The sequence below is a fragment of the Streptomyces sp. NPDC090106 genome, from assembly GCF_044747265.1.
Taxonomy (GTDB): domain Bacteria; phylum Actinomycetota; class Actinomycetes; order Streptomycetales; family Streptomycetaceae; genus Streptomyces.
The window spans coordinates 704,316-716,576 of record NZ_JBIVDS010000004.1 but is presented as its reverse complement, the minus strand read 5'-3'; the positions used below and the strand labels follow the sequence as shown (position 1 = coordinate 716,576).

7 protein-coding genes are annotated in these 12,261 nt (G+C 73.0%); 3 read left to right on the top strand and 4 right to left on the bottom strand.

Annotation, left to right across the window (positions count from 1 at the left end):
* Positions 1-393 precede the first annotated feature (393 nt).
* On the bottom strand, positions 394-927 hold the full coding sequence (locus ACIPSE_RS17045; protein ID WP_401663069.1) for a MarR family winged helix-turn-helix transcriptional regulator: 534 nt from the start codon (positions 925-927) through the stop codon (positions 394-396).
* A gap of 200 nt (positions 928-1,127) precedes the next feature.
* On the opposite strand from ACIPSE_RS17045, the gene ACIPSE_RS17040 reads away from it, so the two are divergent.
* Positions 1,128-2,381 carry an MFS transporter gene (locus ACIPSE_RS17040; protein ID WP_401663146.1) on the top strand — a complete coding sequence of 418 codons (1,254 nt, stop codon included), beginning with the start codon at positions 1,128-1,130 and terminating at the stop codon, positions 2,379-2,381.
* A gap of 20 nt (positions 2,382-2,401) precedes the next feature.
* On the opposite strand, the gene ACIPSE_RS17035 is transcribed toward ACIPSE_RS17040, so the two are convergent.
* Together ACIPSE_RS17035 and ACIPSE_RS17030 are read right to left on the bottom strand one after the other, a co-directional pair.
* Positions 2,402-4,042, bottom strand: a complete 1,641-nt coding sequence (locus ACIPSE_RS17035) for a SpoIIE family protein phosphatase (protein WP_401663067.1) — start codon at positions 4,040-4,042, stop codon at positions 2,402-2,404.
* 159 nt (positions 4,043-4,201) lie between these two features.
* On the bottom strand, positions 4,202-5,575 hold the full coding sequence (locus ACIPSE_RS17030) for an NAD(P)/FAD-dependent oxidoreductase (RefSeq protein ID WP_401663144.1): 1,374 nt from the start codon (positions 5,573-5,575) through the stop codon (positions 4,202-4,204).
* A gap of 377 nt (positions 5,576-5,952) precedes the next feature.
* On the opposite strand from ACIPSE_RS17030, the gene ACIPSE_RS17025 reads away from it, so the two are divergent.
* Positions 5,953-6,729 (top strand): TetR/AcrR family transcriptional regulator, encoded by a 777-nt coding sequence (locus ACIPSE_RS17025; protein ID WP_401663065.1) that lies wholly within the window; start codon positions 5,953-5,955, stop codon positions 6,727-6,729.
* A 318-nt stretch (positions 6,730-7,047) separates the two neighbouring features.
* Positions 7,048-8,964, top strand: a complete 1,917-nt coding sequence (locus ACIPSE_RS17020; protein WP_401663063.1) for a sigma-70 family RNA polymerase sigma factor — start codon at positions 7,048-7,050, stop codon at positions 8,962-8,964.
* On the opposite strand, the gene ACIPSE_RS17015 is transcribed toward ACIPSE_RS17020, so the two are convergent.
* On the bottom strand, positions 8,951-12,232 hold the full coding sequence (locus ACIPSE_RS17015; protein WP_401663061.1) for a BTAD domain-containing putative transcriptional regulator: 3,282 nt from the start codon (positions 12,230-12,232) through the stop codon (positions 8,951-8,953). The genes ACIPSE_RS17020 and ACIPSE_RS17015 overlap by 14 nt on opposite strands.
* Positions 12,233-12,261: the final 29 nt, after the last annotated feature.

Sequence of the window (12,261 nt, the reverse complement as noted above, 5' to 3'; positions counted from 1 at the left end):
TGCGTTTCCGACTCTATCAGACCGTTTCCCGATCCGATTTCCTCGGTGCTTTCCAGGTTTCCGCTTCCGCGTTTCCCTTTCCGGCGGTTCCGACTCTATCAGATCCTTTCGGGCCTGACTCCCAGTCAGCGGGTTTCGCCTTCGCGGCTGTTGGGCCGTTCCGACGTCTCAAACCTTAGCGGATCCGTCCGGCAGTTCCTAATCGAGCGGCCGGCCCCAAATCGAATTGAATTCGGGCACGCCGAATTCATCCCGGCTGGGAGGTAGTGCTGGTGGTTTGAGTTGCCGCTCTCGCGGCGGAAGGTGTCACCGGCGAACCGTTACGGCTCAGCGGCAACCCGAAGAACTCTACGGATGGCGTAGGGGGATGTCAACCCGCGCTGTCAAGATCTTTTAATCGAGATCGCTGAGACGGCCGCCCGCGTCCGGCTGGGCGTGCTCCACCCTGCGCAGGAGGCGGGTGAGGACGTCGCCGAGGGTGGTCCGCTCCTGCGCGGTGAGGTCCTGGAGCAGGTCCTCCTCGAAGACCGTGGCGAGGCGCATCGCCTCCAGCCACTTCTCGCGGCCCTCGGTGGTCAGCTCGACGATGACCCGGACCCGGTTGGTCTCGTCGCGCTCCCTGGTGACCAGACCCTCCGTGACCATGCGGTCGATGCGGTGGGTCATCGCGGCCGGCGTCAGACCGAGCCGCTTGGCCAGGTCGCTGGGGCCCATCCGGTACGGGGCGCCGGCGAGGACGAGGGCCTTGAGGACCTCCCAGTCCGTGCTGCTGATGCCCAGCGCCGCGGTCTGACGGCCGTACGCCACGTTCATGCGGCGGTTCAGCCGGGACAGGGCCGAGACGATCTGCTCGACCTGGGGGTCCAGGTCCCGGAACTCGCGCTGGTAGGCGGCGATCTGCTCTTCGAGGGTCAGCTCGCTGCTCATGCCCTCTCCCTCCCTGCACTGCCGGGGGTGGCGCCCGTGGCCGTCATGGCGGTCAGTATCGCACGCGACCGCTTGGCGTTGAAGTCCTTCTCTGTGTACTCTTTAGCTTCGAACTTTAGCTTTGAAGTCTTCGGTCGTAAGAACTGAGGGACTCCAACTATCTGAGAGAGGTGAACGTGACCAGGGCGATGGGCGCAGCGATGCGCCGGATTCACGTGGGCAACGCACTCAGCGCGTTCGGGCTCGGCTTCACGGTCCCGTACCTGTACGTCTATGTGGCGCAGGTGCGGGGCCTCGGTTCGATGACGGCGGGGCTCGTCCTCGCCGTCTTCGCCGTGGCCGCGTTGATCGTGCTGCCGTTCGCCGGTCGGGCGATCGTGCAGCGGGGCCCGCTTCCGGTGCTGCTCGCCGCCCTGGTCACCGCTTCCGTCGGCGCGCTGGCGCTGGGGCTCGCGGGCAACGCCACCGCCGTCCTGCTCGCCGCGATGACCCTGGGGGCCGGGCAGGCCGTCATGTCTCCGGCGCTCGCGACGATGATCGTGGACTGCTCCACGGCCGAGACGCGGTCGCGCGCGTTCGCCATGCAGTTCTTCCTGCAGAACCTCGGTCTCGGCGTCGGCGGGCTCATCGGCGGGCATCTCGTCGACACCTCGGACGTGTCGTCGTTCACCCTGCTGTTCTCGATCGAGGCGGCGATGTTCCTGGTGCTGGTCGTCGTGATGGCGACCGTGCGGCTGCCGCACTCGCCGCGGGTCGAGGGGGCGCCGCGGTCCGCCAAGGGCAGCTGGAAGCAGTTGCTGGGCAACCGGGCCATGGTGCAGCTGTGCGTGCTGGGCTTCGTGCTGTTCTTCGCCTGCTACGGGCAGTTCGAGTCGGGGCTGAGCGCGTACGGCGTCGAGGCCGCCGGGATCTCCACCTCCGCGCTGGGAACGGCGCTGGCCGCGAACACCGCGATGATCGTCGTCGCGCAGTTCGCCGTGCTGCGGTTCGTCGAGCGGCGCCGGCGGTCCCGGGTGATCGCCGCGGTCGGGATCATCTGGGCCGTGGCCTGGGTCGCGGCCGGGTACGCGGGGCTCGGGCACGGCAGCAGGACCATGGCGACGGCCGCGTTCATCTCCACGTACGCGCTGTTCGGGCTCGGGGAGGCGATGCTGTCGCCGACCGTGGCACCGCTGGTCGCCGATCTGGCGCCGACGGGCATGGCCGGGCAGTACAACTCGGCGTTCGCGCTGGTCAAGCAGCTCGCGCTGGCGATCGGTCCGGCGGTGGGCGGTCCGATGGGGGCGTCGCTGCACGCCCCGTACATCGTGACGTTCCTGCTGTTCTCGCTGGGGATCTCCTACCTCGCGGTCCGGCTGGGCCGGCAGCTCACGCCGGTGCAGGACCACCCGTGGCGGGCGAGGAGCCGGGTGGTGGCTCAGGGCGGCGCGCCGCAGGAGTCCGTCGCCGCCTGACCTCGCCCGCTCTCACCGGGCTACCCCTTGGGGAGCAGGAACTCGCACCAGACCGCCTTGCCGCCGCCCGGTGTCCGGCGCGATCCCCAGTGGGAGGCGATGGTCGCCACGATGGCGATGCCCCGGCCGGACTCGTCCCCGGGTTCGGCGCGGCGGCGGCGCGGGAGGTGGTCGTCGCCGTCGGTGACCTCGATGATCAGGCGGCGGTCGGTGCGGCGCAGGCGGAGCCTCATCGGCGGGGTGCCGTGCTGGAGGGAGTTGGCGACCAGTTCGCTCGCCGCGAGGACCCCGAGGTCGTGCAGTTCCGCCGGGAACCGCCAGCTGGTGAGCACGCCCGAGGCGAAGGCACGCGCGCGGGGGGCCGCCTCGACGCCGCCGAGGAGTTCGAGCGCGGCGTTGCGGAAGAGGTCGCTGTCGTGGCCGGTGCGGGCGGGGTGCTGGAGGACGAGGACGGCGACGTCGTCGTCGTGGTCGGCGGTCACCCCTGCCGAGCGGACCAGGCGGTCGCAGACGACCTGCGGGGTGCCGGTGGCGCCGGAGAGGGCGTGTTCCAGGGCGGCGATTCCCTCGTCCAGGTCTTCGTTGCGGCGTTCGACCAGGCCGTCGGTGTAGAGGACGGCGGTGGAGCCGGGGCCCAGCGGGATGGAGCCGGAGGAATGCATCCAGCCGCCGGTGCCCAGCGGCGGGCCGGTCGGTTCGTCGGCTCTCTGCACGGCGCCGCTCTCGTCGCGGACGAGGATCGGGAGGTGGCCGGCGGAGGCGTAGACCAGCTTGCCCTCGTTGGGGTCGTGGATGGCGTACGCGCAGGTGGCGATCTGGTTGGCGTCGATCTCCGTGGCGAGGCCGTCGAGGAGGTTCAGCACCTCGTGCGGGGGCAGGTCGAGGCGAGCGTAGGCGCGGACCGCGGTGCGGAGCTGGCCCATGACGGCCGCCGCGCGGACGCCGCGGCCCATGACGTCACCGATGACGAGGGCGGTCCGGCCGCCGCCGAGGGTGATGACGTCGTACCAGTCGCCGCCGACCGCGGCCTCGGTGCCGCCGGGCTGGTAGGTGGCGGCGATGCGGAGGTCGTCGGGCTCCTCCAGGACCTGGGGCAGCAGGCTGCGCTGGAGGGTGACGGCCGTCTCGCGCTGGCGGCGTTCGCTGGCTCTGAGGCGTTCGGCGGCCTCGGCGTGGTCGGTGACGTCGATGGCGAAGATCAGGACGCCGCCCAGGTCGCCCTCGGTGACCGGGGTGCAGGTGAACGTGTAGGAGCGGCCGTCGGGGGCCTTGCGGGACTTGACCGTGCGGGGCTTGCCGCTGCGCAGGACCTGGTCCAGGAGCGGGAGCAGGCTCAGTTCGTCCAGCTCGGGGAGGGCCTCGCGCGCGGGGGCGCCCTGGGTGCGCGGGCCGAAGGCCGCCACATAGGCGTCGTTGACGTAGGCGAGGCGGTGGTCGGTGCCGTGGACCAGGGCGACGAGCGCCGGGACACGGTCGAGGACCTCGCGGACGCGCAGTTCGTCGACGGCGGGGGTGGGGGGTGCGTCGTCGGTGAGCTGTTCGGCGCGGGCCGCGGGCACCGAGCCCTCTCCCGGACGGTCGGGGGTGAGCTCGTGGTCGGTCCGCGCTGCTGCGCGGCGCTGCGTTCCGGGGAGCCGGGCGCTCCAGCGCGTGAAGTTCACGAATCCTTGCCTCGTGTCGTCGTCTTCGGCCGGCTCCGGACCTGACCCAGGTCCTCGCGGTTCGGTGACCCGTGCGGGTCGGGAATCAGTGTGGCAGTGTGACCGACCGGGCCGACATCCGTCAGACGCCTGCCGCGCCGCTGGAGTTCCTGGGTCCGGTCAGGACGACCCCTTCGGGTCGTCGTCGGGGTCACCGGGAGCCTTTCCACCGGCCGCGCGTTCGAACTCCGCTCGGGGATGTTCGAGGGATCCGAGCGAGACGATCTCCCTCTTGAAGAGTCCGGACAGGGTCCATTCGGCCAGGACCCGGGCCTTGCGGTTGAAGGTGGGCACCCTGCTGAGGTGGTAGGCGCGGTGCATGAACCAGGCAGGGTAGCCCTTCAGCTTGCGTCCGTAGACGTGCGCGACACCTTTGTGGAGTCCGAGGGAGGCCACCGAGCCGACGTACCGGTGGGAGTAGGTCTCCAGTTCCTCGCCGCGCAGGGCGTGCGCGATGTTGTCGCCGAGGAGCTTGGCCTGGCGTACCGCGTGCTGGGCGTTGGGGGCGGTGTCCTGGCCAGGAGCGGTGACGTCGGGGACGGCCGCGGCGTCTCCGGCGGCCCACGCGTGCGGGGCGCCCTCGACGGTGAGCCGGGGGGTGCACCGGAGCCGGCCGCGTCCGGTGAGCGGGAGGTCGGTGGCGGCGAGCAGGGGGTGCGGTTTGACGCCGGCCGTCCAGACGACCGTACGGGTCGGGAAGCGGGCGCCGTCGCTGAGGACGGCGACCCGGTCGGTACAGGACTCCAGGCGGGTTTCGAGGCGCACGTCGATGTTGCGGCGGCGCAGTTCGGTGACGGTGTAGCGGCCCATCTCCTCGCCGACCTCGGGCAGGACGCGGCCCGATGCCTCCACGAGGATCCACTTCATGTCCTCGGGGCGGACGTTGTGGTAGTACCGCGCGGCGTAGCGGGCCATGTCCTCCAGTTCGCCGAGCGCCTCCACCCCGGCGTAGCCGCCGCCGACGAAGACGAAGGTGAGGGCCGCGTCGCGGATCGCGGGGTCGCGGGTGGAGGAGGCGATGTCCATCTGTTCGATGACGTGGTTGCGCAGCCCGATGGCCTCCTCGACGGTCTTGAAGCCGATGGCGTGCTCGGCGAGACCGGGAACGGGCAGGGTGCGGGAGACCGAACCGGGCGCGAGGACCAGTTCGTCGTACGGCAGTTGGCGGGCGCCGGTTCCCTCTTCGTCCGTGGCCAGTGTGGTCAGCGTCGCGGTGCGCTTGGCGTGGTCGACGGCGGTGATCTCGCCGACGACGATCTCGCACCGGTCGAGGACGCGGCGCAGGGGGACGACGACGTGCCGGGGTGAGATCGAGCCTGCCGCGGCTTCCGGAAGAAACGGTTGATAGGTCATGTAGGGGTCGGGGGTGACGACCGTGATCTCGACGTCTTTGCGCCGGAGTTCATGTTTCAGCTTCCGCTGAAGACGCAGAGCCGTGTACATCCCGACGTAGCCGCCGCCGACAACGAGAATGCGCGCACGTTCCTTCACCACCCCATGACGCACCCGGCGCTTGAGTTTGTCCACAGCCTCGGCACATTGTGTGACCGCGCGTCTGCCGCGCGCGGGGTTGGCCGAATCGTCGGCGCGTGTGGAAGGAATGCAGGTCAGCGGGTGTGCGCCGGGGGCTTGATGGGGGTGCATTCGGGACGTATACGACCCGTACTCCGATCGGGGGGCGCTCCGTGCGGAACGTGCCCCTTCTGAATTGACTCCCACTCAACTATGTTCGTGTGTCGACGGAGTGTAGGGGGATGCGCTCATCGAGCCCGCGACGGGCGGGCTCGGGTCCCGGGCTTGTCCCACGTGCTCCGGCTTTCATATGGCGGGGAGTGTCTCCGGGGGGAGACGTCATTACCGGGGGATCGCTTATGCATGTTCAGGACTCTCATTGGTCATCCGCGTCTGCCATCGCACCAGGTGGCGGAGCGATGAGCGCGGCGGGCAACGGCCGTGGGGACGGTCGCGCGGCACCGCTGCGCGTGGACGCACAGCGCAATCTGGAGCACGTGCTGCGTGCGGCGCGCGAGGTCTTCGGCGAGCTGGGTTACGGCGCGCCGATGGAGGACGTGGCGCGGCGCGCGCGGGTCGGTGTCGGCACGGTGTACCGGCGCTTCCCGAGCAAGGACGTCCTGGTCCGGCGGATAGCCGAGGAGGAGACCTCCCGGCTGACCGACCAGGCGCGCACCGCGCTCGGGCAGGAGGACGAGCCGTGGTCGGCGCTGTCGCGCTTCCTGCGGACGTCGGTGGCCTCGGGCGCCGGGCGGCTGCTGCCGCCGCAGGTGCTGCGCGTGGGGGTCTCCGACGAGGGCACCGAGCAGGCGGGTGTCCCGGTCTTCGACGAGACGCGGGTGCCCCAGCAGCGGACGCAGCCGGGCACGGGCGAACTGCGGCTGGTGCCGGAGGAGAGTTCCTCCGGGACGGGCGCGGAGGACGACGCGGGGGCGGCGGCGCTGCTCGACGTGGTCGGCCAGCTCGTGGAGCGGGCGCGGGCGGCGGGTGAGCTGCGGGCGGACGTGTCCGTGGCGGACGTGCTGCTGGTGATCGCGACGGCGGCGCCCTCACTGCCGGACGCCGCGCAGCAGGCGGCGGCTTCGGCGCGGCTGCTGGACATCCTGCTGGAGGGGCTGCGTTCGCGGCCCGCGTGAACCTGGCCGGGCGCGCGATGCCGGCACGGCCCGCGTGAACCTGGCGTGACCCGGTGACTCGAAGGAGTGACCACGAGGTGTGGGTGCCGCGCGCACCCGCACCTCGGCACGCATGTCCGGAATCTCCGGAACGACACCCAACTTCTGTTCGGCAAACGTCAGTTGAGCCTGCCCCGAACGGGTGACGACTATGACAGCCGTGCGCCCGGACCCCACGGACGAGTGGATGCCGCGCACCTCCGGGTCCTGAACAAAAGCCAATATGGCACTCTGACCCGGTGGTAGGGACGGTTGGGCAGGCTTCGGGGGCTTTCCGCGATGAGCGTTGACGGGCGGGACGGGTCGCACGGCGACGGTGACGCGGAGGCCGGCGGCCACGCGGTGCCGCAGGTGCCGAGCCAGGGCGGACGCGCCGCCCGGCCGCTGGGCGGCGAACCGGCGCCGAGCCCGCTGCCGCCGCCGGACGGCAATGTCCCGCCCCAGCGCGACTGGCGCGACGAGGGCGTCCTGCCGCCGCCGCGCGACACACCGCCCGCCGACGCCGACCTCATCGGCCGGATGCGCTCCGGCGACGACTCGGCCTACGAGGAGCTGTACCGCCGCCACGCGGACGCGGTGCGCCGCTACGCCCGCACCTGCTGCCGTGACGCGCACACCGCCGACGACCTCACCGCCGAGGTCTTCGCCCGCATGCTCCAGGCGGTGCGCGGCGGCTCGGGTCCCGAACACGCCGTCCGCGCCTATCTGCTGACCACCGTGCGCCGGGTCGCGGCGAACTGGACGAAGTCGGCGAAGCGGGAGCAGCTCGTCGACGACTTCGCGCTGTTCGCGACGCAGGCCGCGCGCTCCTCCGAGGTGTCCGACGACGACACCCTGGACCTGGGCGCCGACGTGCGGGCGATGCACGAGGCCGAGCAGTCCATGGCGATGCAGGCGTTCCGGTCGCTGCCCGAGCGCTGGCAGGCCGTGCTGTGGCACACCGAGGTCGAGGACGAATCGCCCAGCGACGTGGCCACGCTCTTCGGGCTCGACGCCAACGGCACGCGCGTGCTCGCCTCCCGGGCCCGTGAGGGCCTCAAGCAGGCCTACCTCCAGGCCCACGTCAGCGCCACCCTCGCCGACGACGAGGAGTGCGCCCGCTACGCCGACCAGCTGGGCACCTACGCCCGCGGCCGGCTGCGCACCCGGGCCGAACGCGGGGTGCGCAAGCACTTGGAGGAGTGCGCCAAGTGCCGTCTCGCGGCCCTCCAGATCGAGGAGGTCGCGAGCAGCATCCCGGCCGTGGTGCCCGTCGCCGTCATCGGCTGGTTCGGTGCCGCCGGGTACGCGAAGGCCGCGGCGCTCGTCGCGGGCGGTGCCGGAGCGGGCGCGGCGGGCGCGGCCGGTGCCGCCGCCGCGGCGGGCGGTTCGTCGGGCGGCGCGAGCGCGGGCGGCGGCGCGGCGGCTTCCGAGGGCGTGGGGCTGCCGGCGAAGGTCGCCATCGGGGTCGGGGTGGCCGCGGCCGTGGTCGCCGGGGTCGTGTACGCGCTGACCAACAACGCCGAGCCGATCACGCCCGACGCCAAGGCGCCCGTGTCCACGCCGGTGGTGGAACCCGCCGAGCCCACGCCGACGCCCACCCCGACGCCGCCGAGGAAGGCGTCCGCGCCGCAGGTGCCCGTCGTCGCGCCGACCCCCACCCCCACACCCACGCCGACCCCCAGCCCGACGCCGACCCCGAAGCAGACGCCCACCCCCACACCGACCCCGACGCCGACGCCCACCCCGACCCCGACTCCCACGCCCACGCCTCCGCCCGCCCCGGCCGTGTACCAGTGGAGCGAGCTGGCGTACGACGTCAGCGGCGACGGGTCGCAGCCCGAGATGCGCATCGGCGAGAGCAGCTGGGCGTGGCAGCGGTCCGGGGTGTCGATCGCCGGGAAGAGCTACGCGCACGGGGTCACCGTCCACGGGCGGTCCTCGGTGACGATCGACCTCAACCGGGCGTGCACCACGTACGACGCGCTGGTCGGTGTCGACGACATGACGCTCGGGCTCGGGAAGGTGTACTTCTCCGTCTACGCCGACGGGGTCCCGCTGTGGAAGTCCTCGATGGTCGAGGGCGGGGACGGCGCGGTGCCGGTGCACGTGAACATCGCCGGGCGCGAGACGGTACGGCTGGTCGTCGAGCCGCACAGCGAGTTCGACGACCTGATGCTGGCGGACTGGGCGGAGTCCCGGTTCACCTGCTCGTAGCCGGGCCCAGGGCCTCGTCGAGGTCGGTGAGGGCGTCGCCCTGGGTGTAGGCGGCGCCCCGGGCGTACTCCACGCCGTAGCGGACCGGGCCCAGCGCGGCACGGGCGGCGGCCCCGGCCCGGTCGACGCTCTCGGTCTCGCGGACGGAGAGCTGCCCGTCACCGCGCCAGCGCTCACCGGCCGCCAGGAGCCGGGTCGCGCGGGCCTGGTCGCCGAGGTCGGAGAGCAGACAGGCCACGGCCTCCAGGAGCGTCGCCACGACGAGGTCGGCGCACCGCCGCTCCACCGCCTCGCGGACGGCGGCGGCCATCTGGGGCAGGCCGTGCTCGGGGCCCGACTCGGCGACCGTGACCCTCGCCGCAACCGAGTTCAGCATCACCATGAACTGCGGTGGCGGGGTGCCCCGTTCGGCCTCCGCGCGGGCCTCCTCCACCAGCGCGCGGGCGACAGCGGGCTCCTTCTCGTCGAGCGCGATGTGGGCCCGCATCAGCAGCACGAACCCCCGGCTGTCGGCCGCGTTGTGGCGTTCGGCGGCGGTGCTCGCCTCGTCCAGCGCCTTCAGCGCGGCGGCACGGTCGCCCGCGCGGTAGGCGATCTCGCCGAGCCGGGCGATCAGGAACGGCGTCTCGGTGTACGCGCCGACCTCGTAGGCGAGTTGGAGCGCCTCCTCGAACTCTTCCTCGGCCTCCTCCAGCCGGCCGCGGGCCATCGCGGTCTCCCCGGCCGCGCTGCACACCTGGGCGCGCAGCCAGCGGTCGCCCGCGCGGCGGCTGAGGTCGCGCAGCTCCGCGAGGTCGTCGTCCACGCCGGCCATGCCGCCGGGTGAGTCGACGACCATGTGTGTGCGGAACATCAGGGTGGCGCCGATCTCCCAGGCGCCGCCGTGCGCGCGGGCGTTGGCGACCGCGCTGTCCATCAGGACGCGGATGTCGGTCGTGCCGCCGTCCTCCCCCTCGCTCCCGGCGCCCGCGCCGGCCATGAAGAACGCGGTCAGGGGCCAGATCAGGCCGGGCATCCGGGCCGCCTGCGGGCCGCCCCGCTCGTAGAAGGCGCGGACCAGGCCGACGTACCGCAGACGGCGGGTGTCCGACGCGTGGCGCAGCGGCTCGATCTCGGAGCGCAGGAGGAGGTCCAGCATGCGTACGTCCATGCGGAGCGCGTGCAGCGGGTGGTGGGCCTCGCCGTCGGGGGCGGTGAGGAGCGCGTCGACGGGGTCGCCCTCGTGTCCGTCCAGGGCGATGCCCAGTCTCAGGACGCGGTCGGTCCAGTCCACCGCCTCCCAGCGGTAGTTGCGCAGCCACCAGAACCAGCCCATCGCGAGGACGAGGCCGCCCGCCTCCCGTTCGTCGCCCGCCTCGACGGCGCGGTGGAGGGCGGCACGGATGTTGTCGAGCTCGGTCTCCAGGCGGGAGATCCACGGGAGTTGGCCCGCGGAGCGCAGTTCGGGCCCGGCCTCGGTGAGCAGGGCGTCGACCCAGGCGCGGTGGCGCCGCTCGGCTCCGGCGCGCAGGCCGGGGATCTCGGCGGCGCGCTCGACGGCGTACTCGTGGATCGTCTCCAGCAGGCGGTAGCGCATGGTGCCGTCGCCGGTGCGCTCGCCGGTGCCCTCGTACGGGGCGGCCACGATCAGGGACTTGTCGACGAGCGCGCCGATCAGCTCGGCGGCCGGGCCGGTGCACACGGCCTCGGCGGCGGCGAGGTCCCAGCCGCCGGCGAAGACCGACACCTCGCGCAGGACGGTCCGTTCACGCTCGTCGAGCAGGTCCCAGGACCAGTCGACGACCGCGCGCAGGGTCTGCTGGCGGGGCAGGACGGTGCGGCTGCCGGAGGTGAGGAGACGGAAGCGGTCGTCGAGGCGGTCGGCGATCTGCCGCGGGGTGAGCAGCCGCAGCCGGGCGGCGGCGAGTTCGATGGCGAGGGGCAGGCCGTCGAGGCGGCGGCAGATCTCCGCCACGGCGTCGCCGTCGCGCAGCACGGTCTCCGCGGCGTCGGGGCGCACGGCCGTCGCGCGTTCCGTGAACAGGCGGTGCGCGGGATCAGGGGGCAGGGGTTCGACGGGGCGCACCGACTCGCCCGGGACGCCGAGGGGTTCACGGCTGGTGGCGAGGACGGTGAGCCCGGGGCAGCGGGTCAGGAGGGTCTCGGCGAGGCGGGCGGCGGCCTCGATGACGTGTTCGCAGTTGTCGAGGACCAGGAGCAGATCGCGCGGGGCACAGTGCTCGACGAGCAGGGCGACGGGGTCGTCCTGCGGGGCGGTGAGTTCGTTGGTCAGCAGCACGGTCTCGCGCAGGCCGAGCGCGCTGACCACCGCGCCGGGCACCGCCTCGGGACGGTCCAGCGGCGCCAGTTCGACGAGCCACGCCTGCGGGGTGCCGGCGGCGGCCTCCTCGGCGAGGCGGGTCTTGCCGGAGCCGCCGGGGCCCGTGAGCGTCACGAGGCGGGCCCCGCGCAGGTCGGACCGGATGGCGTCGAGTTCCGGTTCCCGGCCCACGAAGGAGTTGAGGCGGGGACGGATGTTGCCGGTACGGCGCCGGGGCGGGGCCGCCGGGGCAGGGGTGAGCAACTGGGCGTGCAGGGCACGCAGTTCCGGGCCCGGGTCGGTGCCCAGGCCCTCCGCCAGGGCGCGGCGGGCCCGTTCGTACGCCGCGAGGGCGTCGGCGCCCCGGCCCGTGTCGCGCAGGGCGCGGACCAGGAGGGCGTGCAGCGGCTCGTCGTAGGGGTGCGCGGTGGTCAGTTCGGTGAGTTCCGGTACGGCCTCGCGGGCCTGGCCGAGGGTCAGGCGGGCCTCGGCGCGGGTGCGGGTCGCCTCCAGGTGCAGGGCCTCGGGGCGGGTGGCGGGGGCGGTGCGGTCGGGGAGGTCCGCGAGGGCGGGGCCGCGCCACAGGGCGAGTGCCTCGTCCAGGGTGCGGGCGGCGGTGCGCGCGTCGCCGGCGCGCAGGGCCGCCGTGCCCTCGGCCACGAGGCGTTCGAAGACGTACAGGTCGATGTCGTCGCGCGTGGCGGTGAGCCGGTAGCCGCCGGGGGCGGAGGCGACGGCCGTGCGGCCGAGGGCGCGGCGGAGGCGGCCCACGAGGGCCTGGAGGGCGGCGGGGGCGTCCTGGGGCGGGTCGTCGGGCCAGACCTCGTCGATCAGGGTGGTGGGGGTGGTGACGGTGTCCGGGCGCAGGGCCAGGGCGGTGAGGAGGGCGCGGACGCGGGGGCCGCCCAGGGGTAGGGCGTCGCCGTGATCGTCCTCGGCCTGGGTGACGCCCAGGATTCTGTACCGCACCAAGTCATTGTCGCCGGGGTGGCTGTGGG